Genomic DNA, 26,477 nt, shown 5'->3' on the forward strand with positions numbered 1-26,477 from the left:
CCCGGAGGATCGGGCTTTCGATTGCCCGACTCCCCTGGTCGTACAGTAGCGTGAGCCCCGCCATGAAGCAGTTCCCCGACTCGCCGCAGGCCCCCGCGGAGACGCGTGCCTGGCCCCCTATCTCCGTCGTCATGCCGGTCCTCAACGAGGAGCGGCACCTTCGCGAGGCCGTCGACCAGGTCCTCGCCCAGAGCTACCCAGGTGAGATCGAAGTCGTGCTCGCCGTGGGTCCGTCCCAGGACCGCACCCAGGAGGTCGCCGACGCCATAGCGGCGGCCGACCCGCGGGTGACGGTCGTGCCCAATCCGACGGGCCGCACCCCCAACGCGCTCAACGCCGCCATCGCCGCCTCGCGCAACGGCATCATCGCCCGGGTCGACGGGCACGCCATGCTGCCCCCCGACTACCTGCGCGTCGCCGTCGAGACGCTGGCCGAGACCGGCGCCGACAACGTGGGCGGCGTCATGGCGGCCGAGGGCATCACGCCGTTCGAGCAGGCCGTCGCCTGCGCCATGACGTCCAAGATCGGCGTGGGCGCCGCCGCCTTCCACGTGGGTGGCACCGCGGGCCCCGCCGACACCGTCTACCTGGGCGTCTTCCGCCGCTCGGCGCTCGACCGGGTGGGCGGCTACGACGAGCACTTCCAGCGGGCGCAGGACTGGGAGATGAACCACCGCATCCGCCAGAGCGGCGGGCTGGTCTGGTTCCAGCCGCGCATGCGGGTCTCCTACCGCCCCCGCCCCAACGTCAAGGCCCTGGCCAAGCAGTACTTCCACTACGGCAGGTGGCGGCGCGTGGTCGCGCGCACCCACGAGGGCACGATCAACCTGCGCTATCTGGCGCCGCCCGCCGCGGTGCTGGCCATGCTGCTCGGGCTGGTCGTCTCGCCGTTCTTCCCCTGGGCGCTCATCGTCCCCGGCGGCTACGCCGTCGCCATCGTGGCGGGCTCGGCGGTGACGGGCAGCGGGCTGCCCCCTGGGGCGCGGCTGCGGCTGCCGATCGTGTACGCCGCCATGCACTGCTCCTGGGGCTGGGGCTTCCTCACCAGCCCGAAGAAGCTGGCCAGGCCGCCCGGGTCATGACCCGGCGAAGACCCGCTCGACGGCGGCGTCGAAGCGGGTCAGCGCGTCCGGATATTCCGCCCCGAACAGGTGGCTCCTGAGCTTGATCCTGGCCCGGGCCAGCGTGTCCTCCCCGTCGAGGAACTCCGCGAGCCCGGCCAGGTCCTCCCCGATCAGCACGCCCGCCTCGGTGCTGGGGTAGCGCTCGTGGAAGGCGCGCTCGTCCAGGCCGGCGACGTTCGTCACCGCGTACGGCTTCTCGCTGGCCAGGAAGTCGGCCACGACGCTGGAGATGTCGCTGATCAGCAGGTCGCACTGGTTGAAGCAGTCGTACAGGTGCGGCTCGGGGCCGGTGACGATCAGGTGCTCGATCCGCGGCGTCTCCCCGGTCGCCCGCGACGGGTGCCTGGCCTTCGACTTGGCCAGCTCGGCCGCCTCGATCATGGTCACGATCTTCCGGTGCGCGCGGGTGGCGCTGCGGTCGCGGTGACCGGTCAGCGGGTGCGGCTTGTAGATCACGCGTACCCGCGGCCGGTGGTCCAGCAGCGCCCGCACGATGCGCGGGCCCATGGTGATCAGCGAGGTGTGGAACAGGTCGTCGTTCCAGCCCTCCCAGGTGGGGGCGTACAGGACGGTGCGGTACGGCAGCCGCGGCCCCTCCGTCGAGATGCCTTCGAGCTGCGGCCGGCCGACCTCGTGGATGCTCTCGTCCCTGACGCCCACCCTGGCCCGGCGGTAGCGGTCGCGGCCCGCGGGACCGGCCACCCACACCTCGTCGTAGACCCGGGAGAACGGGTTGAACGACGCCTCCTTGTCGCTGTCGCCGTGGTTGAGGAACGCGCTGCGCAGGGTCGGGATGCGCAGCATGTGGACGTTGCGGCCGACGTTGGAGACGTACAGGCAGAGCTTGGCGCTGGACAGGGCGCGGAAGCTCATCAGGTCGGCCGCGGACGGGATGCACAGCATCGGCAGCGTGGTCGCGTCGAGGTGGTTGGCCATGCCGCGCTCGCGCAGCACGACGATGGCGCGCCGGCCGATGCGCTCCAGCGTGGGCAGCCACATCCTGGCCTGGTAGGCGGCCGCGGTGGCGCCGGAGAAGTAGAGGATGACCTCGGGCCGGTACTTCTCGACCTGCTCGCCCACGACCGCCAGCACCCTGGCCTTGTCGGTGAGCGGCGTGGCGCGGCGCACGTACGGGATGAGCGCGAGAGCCCCCGCGGTGCCCAGCAGGACCGCCAGACCGGCGCCGATCGCGGCGGGCACGGCGCCGACGGCCGCGCCGAGCACCGGCAGCGCGTCAAGGTAGAGGAAGCGCACGCTGCGGCTGTCGCGCAGGAACGGCGGCGGCATCTTCGGGATGCGCAGCGCCGAGACGTCGAGGTTGCGGGTGGTCACCGGCATCCGGCTGAGCGTCCCCTTGAGCCGCAGCGCCAGCGCCGTGTGCCCGGCCCGCACCACGTGGATCGCGAAGATGCCCGACGCCAGCGCCACGAACCACGGCGAGTCGACCCCCGCCATCCGCGCCACCAGCAGCAGCGCCATGGTCTCCCTGGCGGCGAAGCGCAGCGTGACCCCGAGGTGCACCCTGCCGAGCAGCTCGGGCAGCGGTCTGGCGGCGCGCGAGGCCGCGTACTCCACCGCGTAGGAGAGCGCGGCGACCGCCCCGAACACCACCGGAGCGGGCCAGAGGGCCGACCACAACAGCGTGGGGTAGCAGCCGAGCAGGGCCGCGATCACGATGAGTCTCCTCATGTGATCGCACAGTAACAACTCTCAGGTCAAACGTCTGTGACCTATCTGGGCAAGTCGGAGATCGGCGGGGTTGCGGCGAGCTGGAGGAGCAGCTCGGCGATCCTCAGGTCGAGGGGGTGGGTGACCTTGATGTTGTGCTCGCTGCCCGGCACGAGGTGGATCGGCACGTCGGGCAGGTAGCGCAGCACCACGCCGCAGTCGTCGGTGGCCGGGCGGCCGGCGAACCCGGGGTCGGCCAGCGCCCGCTCGTACGCCTCGCGGATCACCGAGAGCCGGAAGCACTGCGGCGTCTGGCTGCGCCGCAGCACCGACCTGTCCAGCACGTCGCCGATCACCTCGCCGCCGGGGCCCGGCGCGGCCACGAGGACCGTGTCGGAGCTCGGGATCGCCACGTTGACGGCCGAACGGGTCTCCAGCGCCTTGACGCACTCGGTGATGATCCGGGGCTCCAGGAGCGGGCGTACGGCGTCGTGCAGCAGCACGTTGCACTCCTCGGCGCCCAGCGCCCCCAGGGCCAGCCACGTGCTCTCGGTGCGGCTCGCGCCCCCCTCCACGACCTTGCTCACCTTGTCGTAGCCGCCCTTGTCCACGATCTCGCGGACCCGGTCGGTGTAGCCGGGCGTCATCAGCACCACGATCTCGTCGATCTCCGGCGCGTTCTGGAACACCGCCAGCGAGTGCTCGATGATCGGCTTTCCGGCGACCTCGATGAGCTGTTTGGGGGTGTCCATCCCGATCCGTTGCCCCACGCCGCCCGCGAGAAGCACCCCGACCGACCGCAACCGTGAATCCATATCGGCAGCGTAACGGTCCTGTTCCGTGATTCCGCCTTGACCTGTCGCTACGCTGTGCCTACGCACCCCCAAGCCACGCGGCTCCCGCGCGACCGGGAGGAGACCTGCGCTTTGCCCGACTCATTGACCCGCGAGACCACGGCCACCTCGGTCGTCGTGCTCGCCACGACCCCGGCATGCAAGCTCTCCAGCTCCGACGGCACCTTGCTCGACCGCGTCACCGACCAGCTCGCCACGCTGCCCGTGCGCGAGATCCAGGTGGTGACGCCGGGTGGCGGCCTCGGAGCCGACCTCAGAGGCGTCGCCCGGATCGCCAGGATCTCCACGGGCGCGGTGGCCGTGCTCCCCGCGGACCTGGTGGCCCACACCGAGGCGCTGGCGCTGCTGCTCGACCATCCCGCGCGCGGCAGCGGGGCCCTGGTCTCCTACGAGGCCGCCGCGACGCCCATGCGACCGCCCGTCCGCGTCGAAGGCGGCAAGATCGTCGCCGCGGGCAGCTCGTTCCACGTGGTCCCCGAGGCCAACGCCACGTTCAGGGGCGTGCTGAAGGCGGGCGAGGCCGACCTGGGCGCGCTGGCGGACATCGCCGAAGAGCTGGCCGAGCTGGCCGACACCGGCAAGCTGGGCCCGGTCACCCCCGTGGAGGCCGTCGACCTGCTGCTGGTCGGGCTGGTCAGATCGGGCGTGCCGGTGCGGGCGGCCGGGATCGGGCCGCTGCACGCCGACCGGGTGACCGGCCAGATCGCCGCCGACACCGCCGTCGCCCGGCTGGCCGAGGTCGACGAGGCCAAGGTCAGGCTCGACCTGTCCATCAAGGCGGACGACGGCTTCTTCGCCACCTTCTTCGTCTCCACCTGGACGCGCCACCTGCTCAAGCCGGCGGTCCGGCTCAAGCTGGCCCCCAACACCGTCACCGGCGCCTCGATCGGGCTGGCCGCGCTGGCGGCCCTCTGGTTCTCGGAGGGCAGCCAGGGCGGGCGGCTGGCGGGGGCGCTGCTGTTCTACCTGTCGTTCGTGCTCGACTGCCTCGACGGGCAGCTGGCCCGCTACACGCGCACGTTCTCGCCGCTGGGGGCGTGGGCCGACGGCATGGCCGACCGGCTGAAGGAGTACGCCGTCTACGTCGGCCTGGCCCTGGGCTTCGCCGGCGCAGGCATCTGGCAGCTCGCCGTGGCCGCCATGATCCTCCAGGTCGTACGGCACGCCATCGACCAGAGCTACGCCGGGGCCCGCACCGACGCCGCCCGCGTCGGCGCGCAGTGGGGGCGTCCCGCGCGCTCCCTCCTGGAGTCGGCCGACGGCAGCCGGACCCGTGGCGTGCTCGGGCTCGCCCAGCGCCTGGAGGGCGACGCGATCGCCCGCTGGATCAAGAAGAGCGTCGTGCTGCCCATCGGCGAGCGCACCGCGCTGATCGCCGTCACCGCCGCGGTCTGGAACGCCAGGGTGACGTTCCTGTCCCTGCTCTGCTGGGGCGGCGTGGCGGCCCTCTATCAGCTCGCCGGACGGATCGCGAGGTCGGCACGGTGATTTCGGTCCACATGACTCCCGTCCCCAGCAGCACGGTCGTGGCCTACCGCGACGACGGCCCGCTCTCGCGCGCCATGGGCATGCTCGTGGCCGGGCAGCTCCCGCCCCTGCCGCCGGTGATCGCGGGCACGTTCGTCACGGGCGTGCTGCTGCTGCTCGGCGTGGCGGGCACGGACGGGCTCGCGATCTTCGCGCCCGCCGTGACGCTGCTGCTGGCCGGGCCGGGCAGCACGCACGCGCACGACGGCAGGTTCGACTGGCTCGTCCCGCCGATCCTGCGGCTCATCGAGTACACCTTCGTCGCGGCGTGCGGGTTCGCCCACGAGGTCCACCCCGTGGTGATCTTCCTGCTGCTCGGCGCGCTGGCGTTCCACCACTATGATCTTGTTTACCGGCTGCGGCAGCGCGTGTACGCGCCGGCGTGGCTGTCCACGGCCGGCCTCGGCTGGGACGGCCGGATGATGGTGGTCTCCCTGGTCGCCCTCACGGGCTGGCTGACCGGCGGTTATCTGCTGCTCGCGCTCTACCTGTGGGCGTTCTTCGGCTGGGAGAGCCTCACGTGCTGGCTCGCCGCGCCCCGCTCCGGGGTGGAAGCACCCGATATGGGAACGCAAGACTAACGCCGGATTACCCGCTCAGGGCCCAAAGACGAATACTCTTTGGGCTCACGAAGACATGCTCGACTGAGGAGTGCACGTTGCTGGGAATGGTTCTGGCCGCTGGAGCCGGACGACGTCTGCGGCCGTACACCGACACGTTGCCGAAGGCGCTCGTGCCGGTCGACGGCGAAACCACGATCATGGACATCTCCCTGCGCAACCTCGCCGAGGTGGACCTGCGGGAGGTCGTGGTCGTCGTCGGTTACGCGGCGCAGGCCGTCCACGACCGCAAGGAGGCCCTGGAGCAGCGGCACGGCGTCAAGCTGACCCTGGTCCACAACGACAAGGCCGAGGAGTGGAACAACGCCTACTCCCTGTGGTGCGCCCGCGACTACTTCTCCCAGGGCGTGCTGCTGGTCAACGGCGACACCGTGCACCCGGTATCGGTCGAGAAGACGCTGCTGTCCGCTCCCGAGACGAGCGACATCCTGCTGGCCGTCGACGACGTCAAGAAGCTCGCCGACGAGGAGATGAAGGTCACGCTCTCGCCGGAGGGCTCGCTGCGGCGCATCACCAAGCTGATGGACCCGGCCGAGGCGTACGGCGAGTACATCGGCGCCACCCTCATCCGGCCCGGCGCGGCCGACCGGCTGGCCGACGCGCTCAAGACGACCTTCGAGCGTGACCCCCAGCTCTACTACGAGGACGGTTACCAGGAGATGGTCGAGCGCGGCGAGGCCATCCACGCCGCGCCCATCGGCGAGGTCGACTGGGTCGAGGTGGACAACCACGACGACCTGGCGAAGGCTCGCACCATAGCCGTCCGCTACTGAGGGGGCGCGCATGCCGCTTCTAGCGAGGATGCTCCCGGCGCCGCTGACCATGCAGGTGAGGCGGGGCGCGGTGGCCGAGCTCGGCGCCCTGCTGGCCGACAGCCGGGTGGCCACCTCCGGCAGGGTCGCGGTGGCCGTCGGCCGCGGGCAGGGTGACCACATCGAGAGCTTGATCACACCTCAGCTCGACGAGGCCGAGGTGTTCAGGGTGGCCGACGGCTCGGTCGACGCGGCCGTCTCGCTCGGCGCCGACCTGCGCAAAGGCGCGTACGAGGTGGTGGTGGGCGTCGGCGGCGGCAAGACCATCGACGCCACCAAGTACGCCGCCTCGCTCGCCGGCATCCCGATGGTGGCGGTGGCCACCAACCTGTCCCACGACGGCATCTGCTCGCCCACGGCCTCCCTGGTCTACGAGGGCGGCAAGGGCACGTTCGGGGTGCCGATGCCGCTGGCCATCCTGGTCGACCTCGACTTCGTGCACAACGCGCCCGAGTCGCTGGTCAGGGCGGGCGTGGGCGACGTGGTGAGCAACCTGTCGGCCATCGAGGACTGGCAGCTCGGCAACGTCGAGCGCGGCGAGCCCATCGACGGGCTGGCCTGCTCGATGGCCCGCACGGCCGCCGAGGCGCTCATCGGCCGCGGCGACTCCGTCGAGTCCGACGCGTTCCTGACCGTGCTGGCCGAGTCCCTCATCCTGTCCGGCATGTCCATGGTGATCGCGGGGTCGTCCCGGCCCGCGAGCGGTGGAGATCATGAGATCCTTCATGCCGTGGATCAGCTCTTCCCCGGCACCTCCAACCACGGCGAGCTCGCCGGGATCGGTGCCGCCTTCTGCTTCTTCCTGAGGGAGGACGAGGCCCGGGTCACGCAGGTGGTCGACTGCCTGCGCCGGCACAAGCTGCCCGTCGTGCCCGCCGACATCGGGCTGACCGGCCAGCAGTTCGCCGAGGCCGTCGCGCTGGCGCCGGCCACCCGCCCCGGCCGCTACACGATCCTGGAGCACCTGCGCATGCAGGACTCCGAGATCCACGATCGGGTGGGGGACTATGTCCGGGCCTTCGGTAGCTGAGATCCGGCGGGTCGCCCAGCCCGCCGGCCACCTCGAGCGCAGAAACGGCGAGCACTGGGCCGGCGTGCTCTACATGCGCCGGCTGTCCATCTACGTCACCTGGATGTTCACCAAGACGTCCGTCACGCCCAACCAGCTCACCTGGGTGATGACGGTGGCCGGGGTGCTGGCCGGGGTCGTGCTCGCCCTGCCGGGCCTGCTGGCCGCCGTGGCCGCGGCCCTGCTGGTGCAGGTCTACCTGCTGCTCGACTGCTCCGACGGCGAGCTGGCCCGCTGGACGGGGAAGACCTCGCCGGTCGGGGTCTACCTCGACCGGGTCGGGGCCTACTTCTGCGAGGCCGCGGTGCTGGCCGGGCTGGGCTGGCGCGCGTCGGCCGTCCTGCCCGACTGGTACACCGTGCTGGGCTTCGCCGCCGCGCTCGGCGCGATCCTCATCAAGGCCGAGACGGACCTCGTGGAGGTGGCGCGGGCCAAGGGCGGCCTGGCGGCCGCCACGGAGGCGGCCGCCGTGCAGTTCCGCTCCGGGCTCCTGGGCCTGGGCCGTCGGGTGCTGTCGGCGACGAAGTTCCACCGGATCGTCCAGCCGATCGAGCTGTCGTTGCTGGCGCTTGCGGCCGCCGTCGTCGACGTGATCCTCGGTGACCTCACGGCCTCGCGGGTCCTGATCGTGGCCTGCTTCGTAGCGGCATGCCTACAGGTTGTCCTGCATTTGGTAAGCATCATCGCCTCGAAGCGACTGGCGTGATCTGATGTCGGAACCGGAGGAGCTCCCCGTCCGTCGTATAGATCGGACGTCCGCCGTTCGGTGGGGGTTCATCCTCGGTTCCGATACGCTTAGCCCCAGCCTTTCCAAAACATGCAGACCAGCAGACTCGGTGATCATGAAAGAATGCTCCGCCCGTGTTCTCAACGCGTCAGGACAGTGATTCGTTGAAGATCTCGTGCGTCATCCTCACCATGGGTAACCGGGTCGCGGAGCTGAATCGGGCGGTCGAGTCCGCGCTCAACCAGGTCGACGGCGACGTCGAGGTGGTGATCGTCGGCAACGGCGCAGATGTGCCCGAATTGTCGGCGACGCCACCCGAAGGGTCGTCCGCGGTCGTGAAAGCGATCCGGCTCGACCAGAACACGGGCATCCCCGCAGGCCGTAACCGCGGCGTGGAGGAGTGCTCGGGAGACGTCGTGCTGTTCCTCGACGACGACGGCTGGTATGCCAACCAGAAGGTCGTCGCGCACGTACGCGACCGCTTCGCCACCGAGCCGGACCTCGCGGTGATCTCCTTCCGCGTGATGGACCCCGACGGCGGCATCGGCCAGCGGCGCCACGTGCCCCGGCTGCGCGCCGGCGACCCGCAGCGCTCCTCGCCCGTCACGACGTTCCTCGGCGGCGCCTCGGCCATCAGGCGCTCGGCCTTCCTCCAGGTGGGCGGGCTGCCCGAGCGGTTCTTCTACGCCCACGAGGAGACCGACCTGGCCTGGCGGCTCCTGGGCGAGGGCTACCGGATCGAGTACGACGCCGAGACGGTGATGTACCACCCGCAGGTCCCGCCGACCCGGCACGTCGAGTTCTACCGGCTCAACGCGCGCAACCGGGTCTGGCTGGCGCGGCGCAACCTGCCGTGGCCGCTGGCGTTCCTCTACCTCACCAACTGGGTCGTGCTCACCCTCGTGCGCGAGCGCGGGGCCGGGCCGGCGCTCAAGGCGTGGTTCCGCGGGTTCTTCGAGGGCCTGCGCACCCCGGCGGGCGAGCGGCGGCCCATGGCGTGGCGTACGGCGTGGCGCATGGTCAAGCTGGGCCGGCCGCCGATCGTCTGAGCGCGGTGGGCCGCCGGGGCGTCAGACCTCGACGGCCTCGCCGAAGGACATCGCGGCCCGCGAGATCGTGCTGGTGAACATCGCCCGCCTGGGCAGCCCCAGCTCGCTCAGCTCCTTGGCGATGGGATGGTTGCCCAGGCGGATCAGCGCCCCGCCGGCGCGGATCCGCGCGCCGCGGGCACGGACGGACCAGGGCACGCGCCGCGTGATCCCGTCCCGGTGCGTGTACGCGTCGAGCGGCGCCATCACCGTCGCGCCCGGCGCGGGCACGCCCGGCTTGATCAGGAGGTCCAGCACGAGCCGGCCGTCCCTGCGCAGGACACACCGTTTGTACGGCGTGCCGAGCCGCAGCTCGATGTCCGCCAGCTCCTTCGGGAACCCCCACAGCGTGCGCCCGGCCTCCAGCGTGAACGGCTGGTCCACGGGCAGCCAGTGGACGAACACCCCGGCCCGGCGCAGGTCCCACAGCCCGCCGGCCCCGGACACGCCCGGGGGACGCACCAGGAACGCCATGCCGAACTCGTGGTACGGGTCCAGATCGCCGTCGCGGTAGTCCACGAACAGCAGCACGCAGACGGCCTTGCCGGGCAGGATCTCGGCCACGTCGAGTCCGGAGTACGCGATCACCGCCCTGGCGGCGTCGGCGCGCACCGCGTAGAAGGCGCTGCACACCTCCGCGTCCCGCACCCGCACCGGCATGGCCACCGTCCGGCCCTGGATCAGATGCGTTGCCATGCTCCCAGTACATCAACCCCTTGGCCGCCTCGCCATTCCCACCCCGGATGTCCTTCCGCGGTGGCCCCACCCGCCGCCTCCCCCCGGCGTGTCGCCGCCCGAGCTCCCGGAGGGGCGGGGGTCAGACGGCCAGGGCGTGGGCGGGCAGGCCGGCCCAGGACTCGGCGCGGTTGACGAAGGCCGCCGCGTGGTCCGGCCAGTGGTGCTGCAGCCGCGCCTCCGCGTGCCCCAGGGCGCCCAGCCGGGCCCGCCGTACCGGGTCCTCCTTCAGGTCCAGTACGGCGTTCAGCACGGCGTCCACGTCCAGCGGCACCACGAGCCCGCACCCGGTCCGCTCGACCAGCGCCGAGCCCTGGGGGGTCGTGATGACGGGCAGCCCGCGCCCCATGTAGTCCATGATCTTCGTCGGGGCCGTCCGCACCGTGTCGTCCGCCAGCGAAAGACCGGCCAGCGCGCCCTCGGCCATGCGCAGCGCGTGCCGGTTGGGCACGTACCCGAACCAGTCGAGCAGCCCGACCCGCTGCGCGTCGCGCAGCAGCGGGCGGACGTCCCGGGCCGCCGCGCCGATGAGGTCGAGCCTGACGCCGTACGGGACCAGCCGTTCGGCCAGCCCGATCAGCTCCGACACGCCGCGCTCGGCCGACAGGCGGCCGATGTGCACGACCCTGGTGTCGCCGGGAGGAGGCGGGCTGGGCGACACCAGGGTCGCCTCGGGGACCACCGCGGGCGTGATCAGGCGGTGGCGCCTCTCCGCGCGGGCCAGCCGCCTGGGGGAGACTTCTTCGCGTATGTCCCAGACGACCGGAGGACGCCTGTAGGGCAGCGCGTTCAGCAGCCGGTGCTCGTGCACGATCAACAGGTCCGCGCCCTTCACGCCCCGTCTCAGCGCCGCGCGCGCCCTGCCGTACGAGGCGTGCCGCGCCACGTCGATCGCGGTGAGCCCCATGGCGGGGGTCACGTTGAAGTACGTGAACGGTGCGACGTAGGTGACCTCGTGGCCCGCGTCGAGCAGCGCCCTGATCTGCCGGTGCATGATCCGGGCGTCCTCGGGATGATGGACGGTCGTGGCGACACATGCGCGCATGTGTCGATGCTCCGCGCTTACCAGGTCAAAGGCGTAAATGTGGGTAGAACTGTCGCTTAACTTCGTGCGGGGCGGCGATAGAGCCAGGTCAGGCGGGGTTCGAGCACCCACTTGAAGACCGTGCGGGTCTCCGGCAGGCACAGGACGATCGCCAGCGCGAAGGCGCTGGAGGCGATCGCGAGCACGCCGAGCGGCCCGAACAGCCACGGGAACTCCAGCCAGCCCATCTCCTTGGCGACCAGCACGGGGATGCCGTGCAGCAGGTAGCAGTAGAGCGTGCGGGTGCCGAGGTCGGAGTACCACGTCTCACCCCGGGGCACCAGCGCCAGGACGGCGAAGCACATGGCCAGCGCGCACACCAGCAGCCCGGCCCGCAGGCCGAGGCCCATGTACCACGACAGGTGGAGGTCCTGGAAGCTGGCCTTGAAGTAGAACGGGGAGAGCTTCGCCCGCGGCGCGAGGAGGATCGCCACCCCCGCCGCACCGAGGATCGTGAGGACCCCCAGGATCTTGATCCACCGCCGGTTGAGCATCTCGAAGTGCTCCGGCTGCATCACGAGGCCGATCACGAAGAACGGCATGAGACCGAAGAAGCGGTCCATGCTGAAGTCGCCCTCGATCTGCGAGAACCCGGAGAGCAGGTAGACGACGATCGCCACCGGCACCGGATATTTCATCCGCTTCCACACCGGCGTGGACAGCCGCCAGAACAGCAGCGCCAGCAGGTACCAGTTGAGCCACGCCGGGTCGATGATCGTCAGGCTCCACTTCTGGCCCACCGAGACGCGGAGCAGGGCGTAGCCGACCTCGACGATCACGTACGGGACCAGGAACGTGTCGACCAGTTTGTTGGTCTTGGCGTTCGAGTTCCAGAAATTTCTGGACAAATAGCCACTGATCAGCACGAACAGCGGCATGTGGAACGTGTAGATGAAGATGTACAGGGCCCTGGAGGAGTCGGCCGACAGCGTCGGCACCAGCGAGTGGCCTACGACCACGAGCGCGATCAGCACGAACTTGACGTTGTCGAGGTACGGGTCGCGCTTGCGCCTGGCCGGCTGGGCCTCCTGCTTCGGCTCCGGCTGCGGCTGGGCCGTGTCGTCCGCCACGGCTTTCGGCCGCTGCCGGGGACGCCGCTCCTGCGCCGCCTGCGAAGGCTCCTTCGCCGCGGCCTGCCCCTTCGCCGGCTTCTTGGCCGGAGCCTTCGCCGGTTCGCCCTTGGCCGGGGCCTTCGCGGGCGTCTTCGCCGGGGGCTCGTCGTCCTTGATGGCGGGCTGCGGCTCGGTCAGCTCTCCCGGCGCCATCCAGTGCGGATCGGCCTCCTCGCTCCAGAACGCCTCCTCCGGCAGCGGCCAGCGGGCTCCCGTCTGGGCGGGGCCGCCGGTCTCCTCCTCGGGGCTCCGCGGAGTCGTGACCGGTAGGGAGAATCTGGTGTCAGACACAGGGGAGTCGCTCAGCTTCGCTCGGGGCCGGGGAACACGACGGCAGCACGACCAACGGATGGCCTCTCGGCCCCGGGTCGCGCTGCGTCGCCGACCCGCAACAGACTATCCCGCCCACGCGCCTCCTGTCCCTCGCGCGAGGCGAGAACGCCCGATTCCACAGGGAACTTGGAGGCTCGTCAGGTGCAGACGCTCTTCTGCTCGGAGGCGGTGATCGTGCTGTTGTTGACGCTGTCGGGCAGCTTGGTCACCTTCACCGAGTCGAAGTCCTCGCCCACCACCAGCTGGATCACCGGAGTGCCCTTCGGCGGGGTGCTCGCCGGGGGCGTCGCCGGCGTGTACGGCTGCGGGTTGGTGGCCGCGACCTTGCCCGACACCGGGGCGGGCTTGGGCACGACGGCCCCGGCCAGCGTGCCGGCGTGGTCGGGTGCCGACTCGATGGCCTTGGCGTAGTGGACCTCGGTCTTCGGCAGGCTCTTGCCGTCGGCGGCCTCGAAGTTGCCGACGCCGACGACGTTGAAGCCCTCCTTGGCGAGCTGGTCGGCGACCTCGCGGGCCTTGCCGAAGGTCTTGGTGCCGTTGAGCACCTGGACCTTCACCTGCTCGGGCTTGAGCGTGACCTTGGGCTTGGCGCCGGTGGCGGTGCCGGTGCCGGCGCTCGCGGACGGGGCCGGCGTGGCGGGCTCGGTGTCGGTCTTGATCGAGGTGAACAGCTCGTTGGCGTCGGGCTGCTTCCAGACCACGCGGTTCTTGTCCTCGGGGTCGGGGAGCCACGGGATCGTCGTCAGCTTGACGCCGCCGGCCGTCAGCTGTTTGGCGCTCATCGCGATGTCGATGAGCTGCTCGGTGTCGTTGGCCAGTTCAGGGTCCATGGTGACCGACCCGGCCGCGGCCGCGATGAAGTCCCTGAGCTTGCCGACGTCGGTGAGCAGCTCGCTGCTGGTGGCCTTGGCGATGACCTTGCTCAGGAAGATCTGCTGCCGCTTGATGCGCCCGATGTCGCTGCCGTCGCCGTAGTGGCGCAGGCGTACGTAGCCCAGGGCCTTCTCGCCGTTGAGCAGGCTCTTACCCGGTGGCAGGACCAGTTTGGAGCTCTTGTCGTTGACGCCGGACTTCAGGCAGATCTCGATGCCGCCGAGCGCGTCCACGATGTTCTTGAAGCCGCTGAAGTCGACCTCGGCGAAGTGGTTGACGCGGATGCCGGTGAGGGTCTCGATCGTGGAGATCGTGCAGGCGATGCCGCCGGAGCTGTACGCCGAGTTGATCATGCCTCGGTACGAGGGCATCTCCTGCTTGGTGGTCTCGTTCTTGCACTTGGGGATCTGGACCATCGAGTCACGCGGGAAACTGATCAGCCGCGCTTTGTCCCGGTTGGGCGAGATGTGCATGAGGATGATCGTGTCGGTGCGCTTGCCGCCCGCGTCGGCCGTCCTGGCGAGCTTCTGGCCGTACTGCGCGTTGCCCTTGCCCGCGCGGGTGTCGGAGCCGACGAGCAGGACGTTGAGGGCGCCGGTGTCCACGGGGCGGGGGTTGATGATGTCGCCGTTGACGCTCTTCTTCTTGATGTTGCTGAAGGCGTCGCGGTAGACCGTGTAGCCCGTCAGCGCGCCGGCCACCATGAGCGAGGTGACACCGATGCTGACCCAGGCCAGGATGCGCATCTTGTTCTGGCCGCCGCCGCTGCCGCCGCGGTGGCCGCGCGGCGGCCGGTCGTCGGGCGGGGGCGGCGGGGGAGCCGCGGCCGCCGCTCTGCGCGCCATCCTGCTGCCCGGCTGCGTGGGGGCAGCCCGGTAGTCCTGCCCGGAGGTGACTACGGGCACGCTCCTGTAGTCAGTCATACGTCCCCTAGCCTCACTTCTCGCGCCTGACGCGCTGGCTTCGTCGCCTCGCGCCACGAGACGAGGTCACGTACGGCGTGCCAGGTGCCATGACCGCGGGGAACGACCGTGACCCGGGCGTGATGTTTCCGCGGCAAAGCATACTCAGAGCTGGACATTACGTGGAATATCATCGCCAAACTCTTTCTTGCTTTCGCACTGTCTTCGCACGTCAGGCCTGATGCTCAGGGCCGCCGCCAAACAGGCCAGGGGCACGGCCGGCAACACGTATCGGTAGTCGAACTCCGCCGCCGCGGCCGGCGTGACCAGCAGCACCACGGCCGCCGACCAGGGCACCAGCCAGGGCGCGGGGCGCCCGCGCCCGCTCCGGCGGATGACGGCCGCCACCGGGGGCACCAGCAGCACCCCCAGGAGCACCGGGCCGGGCAGTCGCACCAGGCTCTGGTAGGTCCTCAGCCAGCCGGCGTAGGGCTCGACGATCTCCGTGCCGATCGCGCCCCGCTCGTAGAGCTTGGCATAGTCGGCGCCGACCTGCGCGGGATAGCGGCCAGGTGGCCCCGGCTCCGTCACCGGGAACTGGTAGTAGCCGTAGATCTCCGGATCGGGGTAGACCGGGCGGCCCCACGTGAACGTGCGGCCCAGCTCGGTCAGCACCGAGGCGGCGTAGTCGAGCGGCTGACTGGTGATCGCCAGCCTCGCGAACCGGCCCGCCAGGTCGTCGGTCTCCTTCGTGAACGTGATCCCGGGCAGCAGCACGAGCGGGGAGTCCTTCGCCCAGATGTACTCCTGCGACGGCGGCCGCCGCTCCGGGGGGCGCGGGTCGCACAGGACCCGCAGGTCCGGTGGCGGGTCCATCCTGGCGCAGTCGGCGAACGACATCGTGCGGGCGTACAGGAAGACGCCGTTCGCGCCCACGAGCCCGACCCGCTGGTAGGTGGCGTAGAACCAGGCGCCGTACGCGAGGACCGGCACGAGGGCGGTGGCCAGCAGCAGCCCGGCCGGGCGCAGGCGCCCGCGCAGCACGTACCAGGCGGCCAGCAGCACGATGAGGGGCTGGCCGACGGTCCTGGTGAGGGTGGCGGCGGCCAGCAGCAGGCCGATGGCGACGACCCTGCCCGCCGCCGGGCCCCGCCGCTCCGACGCGCACAGCGCCACCGCCGCCACGACCAGGAACATGAAGAGCGTGTCCGAGACGAGCAGGTGCTCCAGCTCGATCTGGTACGCGTCGAGCAGCACCGGCACCGTGGCCAGCGTCGCCACCCACCTCGGCGCCCTCCGCGCGACCCGGTAGATCAGCACGCCGGTGGCCAGGCCGAGCAGGTGCTGCGCGGCCGTGACCATCCCGAAGGCGTGGAACGGCTCCAGCAGCTTCAGGAACATCGAGTAGCCCGCCGGGCGGACCAGGTCGGGGCGGGGCCTGAAGACGGTGACGACGTAGGTGTAGGAGTCGGGGAACCACAGGGCCGGCCGGTAGCCCAGCATCGCCAGGGCGCGCAGGGCCGTACCGAGGGCGAGGACCGCCAGGAACCACCCGTGCCGCCTCCACCGAGACGGATCCCCGACCCGCGCCAGGCTGCGGCGAGCGGGCCGGTCGGCGCGAGTCTCCGCCATCACCCGCACGCCCTCCCGCTGTCTTTCCGGCATGTCCCGTAGTGCCCACGTACGCTACCCGCCATTCAGCGAACCCCGTGCCAACCGGCCGATAAGGGGTACGCACGCCGGGTCTCCCCGGTTGAGATGAAGATCGCCCGCCGTGTGGCGGAACCCACCGGGACCTCCAGGTTGGATACGCTCGCTCACCGATGGGACTCGACCGATCCGGGCGGATGCTCGCCGTGCTCTCGGTGGCGCCCGCGCTCGCCGTGGCGGGCTGGCTGGTGGCGGGGCTGCCGCTGCTGCTGCTCGGCCACTACGCGCCGCTGCCGGCGGCGCTGGCAGGGCTGCCCGCCGCCGCCCTCTTCTGCTGGGCCGGCACCCGCCGGCTGGGCAAGGTGGTCGAGGCCACGTCCCGGCAGGTCATCGGCGTCGTGGCGGTGGCCGTGGCGTCCGGCGTGTTCAACACGCTCATGCACACCGAGCAGATCGTCGTCAGGCGCGACCCGGCCACGTACGCGCAGTACGCGGCCTGGATCGCGGGCCACGGCTCGCTGCCCGTCCCCACGCAGGCCTGGGCGTTCGGCGGCCCGGACGCGTCGCTGATCTTCAAGAGCGTCGGGTTCTACGCGTTCGACGGGGCGGTGGTGCCGCAGTTCATGCCGGGGCCGCCGATCCTGTTCGCGGTCGGTGACTGGCTGGGGATCCCCTTCGCGATCCCGGCGGTGCTGGGCGGGCTGGCCGTGCTCACGGTGGCCGGGGTGGTGGCGCGGCTGGCGGGGGCGCGGTGGGCGGTGCTGGGCGCGGCGGTGTTCGCGGTGAGCCTGCCGATCCTCTACACCTCGCGCAGCACGTTCAGCGAGATCCCGTCGCTGATCCTGCTGTTCGGCGGGTTGGCGCTGGCGCACGACGCGCTCGCCCGGCCGGGCCGGGCCCGCGGGCTGCTGGCCGGGCTGGCGTTCGGGCTGGCCGTGCTGGTCCGGGTCGACGGGCTGCGCGACGTGCTGCCGGTGCTGGCGTTCGCGGGGCTGCTGATCGCGATGCGCCGCTTCACCAGGCCGCAGGGGGCGCTGGGCGTGCCGCTGCTGGCCGGGCTGGTGGCGGGCGCCGGGGCCGGGATGCTCGCGGCGTACCTGCTCTCCCGGCCCTACCTGGATTATCTGTCGGGTTCGGTCAAGCCGCTGCTGGCCATCTGCGCCGGCGTCCTCGTGCTCACCGCGGTGGGCACGGCCGCCGCCCCGCTGCTGGCCAGGATCCGGCCGCCGGCGTGGGTCCCCGCGGCCGGGGCCGGGCTGGTCGTGCTGGTCATGGCCGGCCTGTACGCGCGCCCGTGGTTCCAGACCGTGACCCGCGAGCCCGTGACGGAGGAGGACCGGCGCACGGCCCTGATGATCGCCCAGACCCAGCAGGCCAACGGCCTGCCCGTGGACGGCACCCGCCTCTACTTCGAGAACTCCCTGCACTGGGTGACCTGGTACGTCGGCATCCCCGTGGTGGTGCTGGCCACGGTCGCGGCGGCGGTGCTGGTGCGCCGGCTGCTGCGGGACGGCGGGCCGTTCGAGTGGCTGCTGCCGCTGGCGGTGATCGGCTGGACCACCGTCACCACGCTCCTGCGCCCTGAGATCACCCCCGACCACCCTTGGGCCGCCCGCCGCCTGGTCCCCATCGTGATCCCGGGCCTGATCCTGCTCGCCACGTACGGCCTGGCATGGCTGCGCGACCTGCTGCGGGCGCACCCGCCGTCCTGGCCGCGCGGGCCCCGGGCGGGGCGCTGGGGGATGGCGCTCGCCGTCCTGCTTGTCCTCGCGCCGCCGGCCGTCACCTCCATCGGGACGGCGTTCACGCCGGTCGAGCGGGGCGAGGCGGCGGCGGTGGCGGCGATGTGCGCGAAGTTCCCGCCCAACTCGTCGGTGCTGATCGTGGAGCGGGTGACCGGCGATCGGTTCACCCAGCTCGTACGCGGCATGTGCGACCGCCCGGCGGCGATCGTGGCCCGCGTGGGCACGTCGGACACCGCTCCCGAGGCGCAGGTGCGCCGGCTGATCGAGCGGGTGCGCGCCGCGGGCCGCGTCCCCGTCGTGCTGGCCGCCGACAGCGTCCAGGTGGCACCGTACGGACTTCCGGTTCAGGTCATGGCGCTGGTCTCCCGCCAGGACGAACGCTCTCTCGTCGACGCCCCGAACGGCACTTGGGGCCTGCAGATTCCCGCCTGGATGGCCCTTCCAGAAGCGAACGGGTGATCTTGGAAGTGGGAGCTCCCGGTGGGCGCGCGTGGACTCGGCTTTGAGTTGGGCAGAGTACCCTCAAGGCCCGTGAGCACGCTAGAGACCCCGAAGAGTGGACCTGCCGTGGAAGAAGCGCCGTACGTCACCATCGTTCTTCCCTGCTACAACGAGCAGGATCACGTCATCGATGAAGTCGAGCGCATCACGAGGGCCATGGACTCGAGCGGCTACACCTACGAGCTCGTGGCCGTGGACGACTGCTCGACCGACGAGACGCTGGCCAGGCTGAAGCAGGCCGCCCCCGACTACCCCCACCTGCGCATCCGCGCCTTCCACCGCAACGGCGGCGCGGGCACGGTGCGGCGCATCGGCACGCAGGAGGCCAGGGGCGAGATCGTCGTCTGGACCGACGCCGACATGACCTACCCCAACGAGCGCATCCCCGAGCTGGTGCAGGTCCTGGAGAAGGATCCGATGATCGACCAGGTGGTCGGCGCGCGCACCAGCGAGGAGGGCTCCCACAAGCTGCTGCGGGTCCCCGCCAAGTGGGTGATCCGCAAGGTGGCGGAGAAGCTGGCCGGGCAGAAGATCCCCGACCTCAACTCGGGCCTGCGGGCCTTCCGCAGGACGGTGGCAAAGCCCTACCTGCGGCTGCTCCCGCCCGGGTTCTCGTGTGTGACGACGATCACGCTGTCGTTCCTGTCCAACCAGCACGACATCTACTACCTGCCGATCGACTACGCCAAGCGGGCCGGGAAGTCGAAGTTCAGCTTCGTGTCCGACGCCTACCGCTACATCCTGCAGGTGCTGCGGATGATCATGTACTTCAACCCCCTCAAGGTGCTCATGCCGCCCGCGTTGTGGCTGGTGGGCATCGGGTTCGTGAAGGGCGTGTGGGACATGATCCTGCACCCGTTCTACTTCCCGGCCAACACCGTGATGATCTTCCTGTCCGGGCTGCTGATCGGGTCCGTGGCGCTGCTCGCCGACCTGATCGTGCGCTCGCGGGGGGAGTAGCGCGTGCGGATCGCGATCGTCGGCCCCACCTATCCGTACAAGGGGGGCGGGGCCCAGCACACCACCGAGCTGGCGCACCGCCTCGCGGCCCAGGGTCACGACGTGGTGATCGAGTCGTGGCGGGCGCAGTATCCGTCGTTCCTCTACCCGGGGCAGCAGACGATCTCCGCGCCGGAGGGCACGCCTTTCCCGAAGACCCTGCGCGAGCTCGACTGGCGGCGTCCCGACGGGTGGGTGGCCGCCGGGAGGCGGCTGAGGTCGGCGGACCTGGTGGTGCTGGCCGTGCTGAGTCCGGTGCAGGTCCCCGCCTATTTGGGGATTTTGTACGGGATAAGGCGAAAAGTCAGGACTATTGCCCTCTGCCACAACGTGCTGCCCCACGAGCGCAAGCCGTACGACGAGCCGCTCATGAAGGCGCTGCTCAAGCGGGTCGACGGGGTGCTGACTCACTCCGAGCAGCAGGCCGGGCTGGCCAGGGGCCTGACGGGCAGTCCGGTCAGCGTGGCGGCGCTGCCGCCGCACCTGCCCTCCACCAACGCCGAGAAATCCACCCAGGTCCATCGCCGGCTGCTGTTCTTCGGCATCGTGCGGCCGTACAAGGGGCTGGATCTGCTGCTCAGGGCGCTGCCCGACGGGATCTCGCTGACGGTCGCGGGGGAGTTCTGGGGCGGGCTGGAGGAGACGCGGGCGCTGGTCGCCGAGCTGGGCCTCGGTGACCGGGTCGAGCTGCGGCCCGGCTACGTGGCCGCCGAGGACGTGCCGGGGCTGTTCGCCCGGGCGGACGCGCTCGTGCTCCCCTACCGGAACGCGACCGCCAGCCAGAACGTCTGGCTCGGCCACGAGCACGGCGTGCCGGTGATCGCCACCCGCGTCGGCGCGCTCGCCGACCACGTCACCGACGGCGTGGACGGGCTGCTGGTCGAGCCGGGCGACGCCGGGGCGCTGCGCGCGGCGATCGAGCGCTTCTACGCCTCGGGCGAGCCCGAGAGGTTGCGGTCGGGCGTCAAGGCCGTCGACCCCGAGCCGTTCTGGTCGGCGTACGCGGGGGCGCTGCTGGCCGCCTGACGGCCGAGCACGAACGAGATGCCCGCGGCCGCCGCGTCCGCCAGCGTGAACGCCACCCGCGACACGATCGCCACCGCGAGCGCCGCCGGGGTGCCGATGAGCGGCGCGAGCACCAGCACCAGCGCGCCCTCCCTGACCCCGACCCCCGCGGGCACGACGATGGTGAGGATCCCGGTGGCCCACGCGAACGCGTATGCCCCGGTCGCGACGAGGTAGAGGTCGGAGCGGCCGGAGAGCAGCCAGATGTGCAGGCCGTACACGAACCAGCCGAGCGCGGTCCACGCCACCGCGACGACCACGGTACGGCCGGGCAGCACGCTCTCCAGCGGCTCCTTGCGCGCGACCCGCAGCGCCAGGTTGAGACCCCAGGTGAGCACCTTGGGATGCAGGCACACGATGATCACCGGCACGAGCAGCACGAGGTACCAGGCCTTGCGCACCGCCTCCAGCGAGCCCAGCGTCGCGGCGGCGATCGAGACGGCGACGCCGAGGTTGATCACCAGGCTCAGCGAGATCGTCGCGAACGTGCGCCGCGGCGGGCTGCCGTGGTCGCGCCCGAGGTCCATCATCGCCGCGTACGCCCACACGGCGCCCGGGATGTACTTGCCCAGCTGGCCCACGAACATGATCCGCCCCGCGATCCGCAGCGGCACCCGCGTGCCGAGCCCCGCCAGGATCTCCCGCCAGGCCACCAGGACGCAGAACTGGCCGAGCAGCACCGCCGCGAACGCCCCGAGCACCGCCCACGGCGACATCGCGGCCACGGCCCCGGTGGTCTCGTCCCAGTTCGTGGCCAGTCCGTAGCCCAGGAAGGCGAGGGCGATCAGAGCGAGTACGACGCGCAGCAGGCGACGGAGCATTCGCTCAGGCTACGCGTGCTCCGCCGGGCAGGCCAGACGGCGGCGCGAGCGCGAGCCGCACCGGCTTCGTACCCATGCCCATTTGGGTACTGTGGGTCCTCGTGGGTAAGCAACGGGTCGCGCAGCTCGAATACTCGGAGTTCCAGTCCGCCATGCTCGACGAGGGCAAACGGCGGCGGAAGGCTGCGAAGATCATCGCGGTGCTCGAGCACTTCCGCGGGCCGCTGGGCGGGCTGACGGTGGGCGACGTGGGCTGCTCCGCGGGGTTCATCGCCGACGAGCTCGCGCTGGCCGGGGCGAAGCACACGCTGGGCATCGACATCGACGTGCCGGGGCTGCGCAAGGCGGCCGACCGGTTCGGCGAGCGGGTGGCGTTCGTGTGCGGTGACGGCACCGCGCTGCCGTTCCCCGACGGGTCGATCGACGTGCTGGTCTTCAACCACATCTACGAGCACGTGGTCGACCCCGACGCCGTGGTGGCCGAGATGCACCGGGTGCTGTCCGACGACGGCGTCCTCTACCTGGGGCTGGGCAACCGGCTCGGCGTCATGGAGCCCCACTACAAGCTGCCGTTCCTGTCCTACCTGCCGCCGGCGCTGGCCGATCGCTACGTGCGGGCGTTCGGGCGGGCCGACCACTACTACGAGCGGTTCAGGACGCGGCGCGGGCTGCGCAGGATGCTGCGGGCCTTCCACGTGTGGGACTACACCTTCCCCGTGCTGGCCACGCCGGGCCGGTTCGCGGGGGGCGAGCTGTTCCCGGGCGCGCTGGGGCGGATCGCGCAGACCGTGCTGGCCCGCATGCCCCGTGAGCTGCTCAGGCTGCTGCTGCCCCTGGTCCCCACCTACCTGTGGGTGGCCACCAAGACGCCGCGGCGGCCCGCGGGCGCGGCGCTGCCGCAGCCGCCCGAGCGGGTCCGCCCGCTGTGAGCCGGGGCACCGCCGTGGAGCAGCCTGAGAGCGCGGAGGCCGCCCCGCGGCGCTCGCCGGTCCGCAGGCTCGTCCGGTACGGCTTCCTGGCCGTCGCGCTCGGCTTCGGCGCCTACGCCGTGGCCAAGCAGTGGGACGCCGTGGTGGCCGGGTTCGCCCGGCTGTCGTGGGCGGCGCTGGCCGGGTCGCTGGTCGCCGTGGTCGCCGCGCTGCTCGGCGCCATGCTCACCTGGCGCACCCTCCTGGCCGACCTCGGCTCCCCGCTGCCGCTGAGGCCCGCCGCCAGGGTCTTCTTCGTGGGCCAGCTCGGCAAATACATCCCCGGCGCCGTCTGGCCGGTGATCGCCCAGATGGAGATGGGCCGCGACCTCGGCGTGCCGCGCTCGCGCAGCGCGGCGGCGTTCTTTCTGATGATGCCCATCCAGCTGGCCACGGGCCTGCTCGTCACGCTGGTCACGCTCGGCTGGGACCGCTACGGCTGGCTGCTGCTGTTCATCCCGCTGCTGCTGGTCCTGCTGGAGCCCAAGGTCATCAACGCCGTGATCGGCTACGCCCTGCGCAAGATGAAGCGGGAGCCGCTCGAACGCCCGCTCACCCGGCGCGGCATGCTCACCGCCCTCGGCTGGGCGCTGGCCGGCTGGCTCTGCTACGGCGCGCACCTCTACTTCATCGCCCCCCAGGGCGGCGTGCTCTTCGCCGTCGGGGCCTTCGCGGTGTCGTGGTGCCTGGGCATCCTGACCTTCGTGGTCCCGGCGGGCGCGGGCGTGCGGGAGGTCGCGATGGTCGCGGTGCTGGCGCCTCACGTGGACGGCGGCGCGGCGATCGCGGTGGCGCTTTCGTCCCGCATTGTCATCATTCTTGGGGACCTGATCTGCGCCGGTATGGCCGGAATCGCAGCGCGTCGCAACTCCGTGTGATTTGACCGGCGATTTAGGGGAGGCTGGTCATAAGCTGAACTTCAGAGGGGGACGTCCGTCCCACGTTGGTCTTGAGGGGAGAAGATCTACGTAATGCCTCGAGTGCTCGTCGACGCGGCGGCGGTCCCCGCGGACCGTGGCGCGTTGATCAGATATGTGGACGGGCTCGTGGCCGCGCTCGACCGGGCCGGCGCGGACCTCGCCGTGGTCTGCCAGCGATCGGAGGCCGAGCGCTACCGGAGCCTCGCGCCCTCGGCCCTGGTCCTGCCGGGGCCCGTGGCGATCTCCAACCGGGCCGCCCGGCTCGCCTGGGAACAGTCCGGCCTGCCGCTGCTCGCCCGCCAGGCGGGGGCGGACGTGATCCACGCCCCCTACTACTCCATCCCGCTCGGCTCGGGCCTGCCGACCGTGGTGACGATCCACGACGCCACCTGGTTCACCGAGCCCGACCAGCACGGTCCGCGGGCGTCGTTCTTCCGCTCCGCCACCCGCACGGCCGTGCGCCACGCCCGGCGGGTGATCGTGCCCTCCAAGGCGACCAGGGACGAGCTCGTCCGCGTGCTCGCCGCCGACCCCACCCGCATCGACGTCGCCTACCACGGGGTGGACCTGGGGCAGTTCCACCCGCCGAGCGAGGACGAGATCCGCCGGGTCGCGCTGCGGTGCGGGCTGCACGGCCAGCCCTACGTGGCGTTCCTGGGCGCGCTCGACCCCCGTAAGAACGTTCCCAACCTCATCCGCGGCTTCGCCGCCGCCGCGAAGCGCCTGGACACGCCGCCCGCGCTGGTGATCGGCGGAGGGGTCCACGAGGACGACGTCGACGCCGCCTGCCGGGAGGTGGAGGCCACGGTCAGGGTGATCCGGCCCGGCTACCTGCGCGCGCCCGACCTGCCCGGGTTCCTGGGCGGGGCGCTCGTGGTGGCCTTCCCCTCGCGCGGCGAGGGGTTCGGGCTGCCGGTGCTGGAGGCCATGGCCTGCGGGGCGCCGGTCCTGACGACGGATCGCACGTCGCTGCCGGAGGTCGGCGGCGACGCCGTGGCCTACACCGAGCCGGACGCCGACAGCATCGCCGCGGCGCTCGGACACCTGCTGGGCTCCTCCGCCCGCAGGGAGCAACTGCGGGAGGCGGGGCTGGCGAGAGCACGCGAGTTCACCTGGGACGCCTCGGCCGAGGCGCATCTCAGCTCTTATCAACGCGCGATCGAATAGTTCGGTAACCTCACGGAGTGATGGAGAGCTCTTTGCCAGACCTCGAGGCGATCCTCCTGGTCGGGGGGCAGGGCACGCGCCTGCGTCCGCTGACACTGGGCACGCCGAAACCGCTGCTGCCGACCGCCGGAGTGCCGTTCCTGGCTCACCAACTCGCCCGGGCGCGATCTTTCGGCGTCCGCCGGATCGTGTTCGCGACCTCCTACAAGGCCTCGATGTTCGAGCCCGCCTTCGGCGACGGGTCGGCGTTCGGGCTCTCCCTCGAATACATCACCGAGGAGACGCCGCTGGGCACCGGCGGCGCGATCCGCAACGCCGCCGAAGCCCTCACGGCGGGGCCGTCCGACCCGGTGCTCATCCTCAACGGGGACATCCTCTCCGGCCACGACATCGGCGATCAGGTGCGCACCCACCTCGCACGACATGCCGCTGTAACGCTCCATTTGACAGAAGTCGACGATCCCTCCCGGTTCGGATGCGTCCCGACCGATGAGACCGGGCGGGTGACGGCCTTCCTGGAGAAGACCCCCAACCCGGTCACCAACCGGATCAACGCCGGCTGCTACGTCTTCACCCGGTCGGTGATCGACTCGATCCCCCGCGACGAGATCGTGTCCGTGGAGCGGGAGACGTTCCCCGGGCTGATCGAGGCGGGCGAGCTGGTGCTGGGCTACGCCGACCGCACCTACTGGCTCGACGTCGGCACGCCGGCGGCCTTCGTGCGGGGCTCGCGCGACCTGGTGCTGGGCCGGGTCGCCTCGCCCGCGCTGCCCGGGCCGACCGGGGAGTTCCTCGCGCTGGAAGGGGCTCAGGTCTCGCCGGAGGCCAAGGTGCAGGGCGGCACGGCGGTCGGCGCGCGGGTCGTGGTCGAGGCCGGGGCGACCGTGGTGGGCTCGGTGCTGAGCGACGACTGCGTCATCGAGGCGGGCGCCTCCGTGACGGACTCCGTGGTGGGCCGGGGCGCGCGGGTCTGCGCGGGCACGGTGGTGTGCGACGCGGTGATCGGCGACGGCGCCATCGTGGGGCCGGGCAACGAGCTGCAGAACGGCGTGCGCATCTGGCCGGGTGTGGAGCTGCCCGAGCGCGCGCTGCGCTATTCGAGCGACGTCTGAGCCCCCCTCCTCGCTCCCGCGGCCCGGTCACGGGCAGCGGGGAGGTGGGGGCAGACTGGACGGGTGAGGGAGCGCAGGTGGGTGCCCGACGGGCCGCTGGACGTGGGGCTGGCGTTGCAGCCGCACAAGCGCGGCGGCGGGGATCCCACCTGGCGGCAGGGCGCTGACGGGTCCGTGTGGCGCACGTCCAGGACGCCCGCCGGGCCGTGCACGCTGCGGGTGAGCGTCACGGCCGGGTGCGTGCACGGGCAGGCGTGGGGGCCGGGGGCGGACTGGGCGCTGGAGACGCTGCCCGCGCTGTTGGGGGCATTTGATGATGCTTCCGGTTTTGTCGCCAAACATGAGGTTTTGGCAGAGGTTGTCAGGAAAAATCCGGGTTTGCGGATCGGGCGGACCGGGCGGGTCATGGAGGCCCTCGTACCGGCCGTGCTCGAACAGAAGGTGGTCGGGCAGGAGGCGTGGCGGGCCTGGCGGTGGCTGCTCGGCCGCTACGGCGAGCCCGCGCCCGGACCCGCGCCCGAGGGGATGCGGGTCGTGCCCGAGCCCGTGGTGTGGCGGCAGATCCCCAGCTGGCACTGGCACCGCGCGGGAGCGGAGGCCGTGCGTGCCAGGACGATCGCGAACGCCGCCTGGCACGCCGACAAGCTGGAGGCCGCCGCGAGCACCGAGGAACTCGACCGGCTGCTGCGGGCGCTGCCCGGGATCGGGGTGTGGACCTCGGCCGAGGTGCGCCAGCGGGCGATGGGCGACCCGGACGCGGTGAGCGTCGGCGACTTCCATCTGGCCAAGCTCGTCGGTTACGCGCTGGCCGGGGAGAAGACCGACGACCCCGGGATGTTGCGGCTGCTGGAGCCGTACGAGGGGCATCGGCACCGCGCCGCGCTGCTGGTCTGGCTCACCGGTCTGCGCCCGCCCGCGCGCGGGCCCCGGATGGCCGCGCGCGACTACCGGTCCTTCTGACCCGCCGGGCCCCTGGGTGCGGGCGGCGAACTCAGCCGTCG

Annotated in this window: 23 protein-coding genes; 15 read left to right on the forward strand and 8 right to left on the reverse strand. The window is 71.5% G+C overall.

Annotated features, from left to right (window positions below):
* Window positions 1-62 precede the first annotated feature (62 nt).
* On the forward strand, window positions 63-1,082 hold the full coding sequence (locus H4W80_RS42185; protein WP_192790173.1) for a glycosyltransferase family 2 protein: 1,020 nt from the start codon (window positions 63-65) through the stop codon (window positions 1,080-1,082).
* On the opposite strand, the gene H4W80_RS42190 is transcribed toward H4W80_RS42185, so the two are convergent.
* Together H4W80_RS42190 and H4W80_RS42195 are read right to left on the reverse strand one after the other, a co-directional pair.
* The gene (locus H4W80_RS42190) at window positions 1,077-2,813 is read right to left on the reverse strand and encodes a CDP-glycerol glycerophosphotransferase family protein (RefSeq protein WP_225963950.1); all 1,737 of its coding nucleotides are present in this window, start codon (window positions 2,811-2,813) and stop codon (window positions 1,077-1,079) included. The genes H4W80_RS42185 and H4W80_RS42190 overlap by 6 nt on opposite strands.
* Window positions 2,814-2,854: 41 nt before the next feature.
* Window positions 2,855-3,607 carry an IspD/TarI family cytidylyltransferase gene (locus H4W80_RS42195; protein WP_225963951.1) on the reverse strand — a complete coding sequence of 251 codons (753 nt, stop codon included), beginning with the start codon at window positions 3,605-3,607 and terminating at the stop codon, window positions 2,855-2,857.
* A gap of 111 nt (window positions 3,608-3,718) precedes the next feature.
* Between H4W80_RS42195 and H4W80_RS63035 the strand changes: the two genes are divergently transcribed.
* The 6 genes from H4W80_RS63035 (at window position 3,719) to H4W80_RS42225 (ending at window position 9,450) form a co-directional block, all read left to right on the forward strand.
* Window positions 3,719-5,134, forward strand: a complete 1,416-nt coding sequence (locus H4W80_RS63035) for a CDP-alcohol phosphatidyltransferase family protein (RefSeq protein ID WP_192790174.1) — start codon at window positions 3,719-3,721, stop codon at window positions 5,132-5,134.
* An 11-nt stretch (window positions 5,135-5,145) separates the two neighbouring features.
* Window positions 5,146-5,754, forward strand: coding sequence for a DUF5941 domain-containing protein (locus H4W80_RS63040; protein WP_264086025.1), 609 nt, complete (start codon window positions 5,146-5,148; stop codon window positions 5,752-5,754).
* A gap of 77 nt (window positions 5,755-5,831) precedes the next feature.
* Window positions 5,832-6,566: a phosphocholine cytidylyltransferase family protein gene (locus H4W80_RS42210; RefSeq protein WP_192790176.1), complete on the forward strand. Its 735-nt coding sequence runs from the start codon at window positions 5,832-5,834 to the stop codon at window positions 6,564-6,566.
* A 28-nt stretch (window positions 6,567-6,594) separates the two neighbouring features.
* Window positions 6,595-7,635 (forward strand): iron-containing alcohol dehydrogenase family protein, encoded by a 1,041-nt coding sequence (locus H4W80_RS42215; protein ID WP_192794053.1) that lies wholly within the window; start codon window positions 6,595-6,597, stop codon window positions 7,633-7,635.
* Window positions 7,613-8,380: a CDP-alcohol phosphatidyltransferase family protein gene (locus H4W80_RS42220; RefSeq protein WP_192790177.1), complete on the forward strand. Its 768-nt coding sequence runs from the start codon at window positions 7,613-7,615 to the stop codon at window positions 8,378-8,380. The genes H4W80_RS42215 and H4W80_RS42220 overlap by 23 nt, the downstream gene beginning before the upstream one ends.
* Window positions 8,381-8,565: 185 nt before the next feature.
* The gene (locus H4W80_RS42225; protein WP_192790178.1) at window positions 8,566-9,450 is read left to right on the forward strand and encodes a glycosyltransferase family 2 protein; all 885 of its coding nucleotides are present in this window, start codon (window positions 8,566-8,568) and stop codon (window positions 9,448-9,450) included.
* A 21-nt stretch (window positions 9,451-9,471) separates the two neighbouring features.
* On the opposite strand, the gene H4W80_RS42230 is transcribed toward H4W80_RS42225, so the two are convergent.
* The 5 genes from H4W80_RS42230 to H4W80_RS42250 form a co-directional block, all read right to left on the reverse strand.
* A complete protein-coding gene (locus H4W80_RS42230; protein WP_192790179.1) occupies window positions 9,472-10,185 on the reverse strand; it encodes an acetoacetate decarboxylase family protein in 714 nt (237 codons plus the stop codon).
* 121 nt (window positions 10,186-10,306) lie between these two features.
* Window positions 10,307-11,269 (reverse strand): glycosyltransferase, encoded by a 963-nt coding sequence (locus tag H4W80_RS42235; protein WP_192790180.1) that lies wholly within the window; start codon window positions 11,267-11,269, stop codon window positions 10,307-10,309.
* 56 nt (window positions 11,270-11,325) lie between these two features.
* Window positions 11,326-12,711 (reverse strand): acyltransferase family protein, encoded by a 1,386-nt coding sequence (locus H4W80_RS42240; protein WP_192790181.1) that lies wholly within the window; start codon window positions 12,709-12,711, stop codon window positions 11,326-11,328.
* Between the two features lie 179 nt (window positions 12,712-12,890).
* Window positions 12,891-14,549, reverse strand: a complete 1,659-nt coding sequence (locus tag H4W80_RS42245; protein ID WP_192790182.1) for an LCP family protein — start codon at window positions 14,547-14,549, stop codon at window positions 12,891-12,893.
* A gap of 144 nt (window positions 14,550-14,693) precedes the next feature.
* Entirely contained in the window at window positions 14,694-16,193 is a 1,500-nt protein-coding gene (locus H4W80_RS42250; protein ID WP_225963952.1) for an ArnT family glycosyltransferase, read from the reverse strand.
* 158 nt (window positions 16,194-16,351) lie between these two features.
* Here H4W80_RS42250 and H4W80_RS42255 point away from each other — a divergent pair, with 158 nt between their 5' ends.
* The 3 genes from H4W80_RS42255 (at window position 16,352) to H4W80_RS42265 (ending at window position 20,449) form a co-directional block, all read left to right on the forward strand.
* On the forward strand, window positions 16,352-18,382 hold the full coding sequence (locus tag H4W80_RS42255; RefSeq protein WP_225963953.1) for a glycosyltransferase family protein: 2,031 nt from the start codon (window positions 16,352-16,354) through the stop codon (window positions 18,380-18,382).
* 72 nt (window positions 18,383-18,454) lie between these two features.
* Window positions 18,455-19,384: a glycosyltransferase family 2 protein gene (locus tag H4W80_RS42260; RefSeq protein WP_192790183.1), complete on the forward strand. Its 930-nt coding sequence runs from the start codon at window positions 18,455-18,457 to the stop codon at window positions 19,382-19,384.
* A gap of 3 nt (window positions 19,385-19,387) precedes the next feature.
* Window positions 19,388-20,449: a glycosyltransferase family 4 protein gene (locus tag H4W80_RS42265; RefSeq protein WP_192790184.1), complete on the forward strand. Its 1,062-nt coding sequence runs from the start codon at window positions 19,388-19,390 to the stop codon at window positions 20,447-20,449.
* On the opposite strand, the gene H4W80_RS42270 is transcribed toward H4W80_RS42265, so the two are convergent.
* Complete coding sequence (locus tag H4W80_RS42270) at window positions 20,350-21,309, reverse strand: lysylphosphatidylglycerol synthase transmembrane domain-containing protein (protein WP_192790185.1); 960 nt, start codon at window positions 21,307-21,309, stop codon at window positions 20,350-20,352. The two genes, H4W80_RS42265 and H4W80_RS42270, sit on opposite strands and share 100 nt — an antisense overlap.
* A 101-nt stretch (window positions 21,310-21,410) precedes the next feature.
* Here H4W80_RS42270 and H4W80_RS42275 point away from each other — a divergent pair, with 101 nt between their 5' ends.
* From H4W80_RS42275 to H4W80_RS42295, 5 genes are all read left to right on the forward strand, one after another.
* A complete protein-coding gene (locus H4W80_RS42275; protein ID WP_192790186.1) occupies window positions 21,411-22,238 on the forward strand; it encodes a class I SAM-dependent methyltransferase in 828 nt (275 codons plus the stop codon).
* The gene (locus H4W80_RS42280) at window positions 22,235-23,155 is read left to right on the forward strand and encodes a lysylphosphatidylglycerol synthase transmembrane domain-containing protein (protein WP_318787303.1); all 921 of its coding nucleotides are present in this window, start codon (window positions 22,235-22,237) and stop codon (window positions 23,153-23,155) included. Before H4W80_RS42275 ends, H4W80_RS42280 begins: the two co-directional genes overlap by 4 nt.
* 93 nt (window positions 23,156-23,248) lie before the next feature.
* Window positions 23,249-24,364: a glycosyltransferase family 4 protein gene (locus tag H4W80_RS42285; RefSeq protein WP_192790187.1), complete on the forward strand. Its 1,116-nt coding sequence runs from the start codon at window positions 23,249-23,251 to the stop codon at window positions 24,362-24,364.
* 32 nt (window positions 24,365-24,396) lie between these two features.
* Window positions 24,397-25,476, forward strand: coding sequence for a mannose-1-phosphate guanylyltransferase (gene manB, locus H4W80_RS42290; protein WP_225963955.1), 1,080 nt, complete (start codon window positions 24,397-24,399; stop codon window positions 25,474-25,476).
* Window positions 25,477-25,539: 63 nt separating this feature from the next.
* Complete coding sequence (locus H4W80_RS42295; protein WP_192790189.1) at window positions 25,540-26,436, forward strand: DNA-3-methyladenine glycosylase family protein; 897 nt, start codon at window positions 25,540-25,542, stop codon at window positions 26,434-26,436.
* Window positions 26,437-26,477 lie beyond the last annotated feature (41 nt).

It is taken from the genome of Nonomuraea angiospora (assembly GCF_014873145.1).
In the GTDB taxonomy this organism is placed as follows: domain Bacteria; phylum Actinomycetota; class Actinomycetes; order Streptosporangiales; family Streptosporangiaceae; genus Nonomuraea; species Nonomuraea angiospora.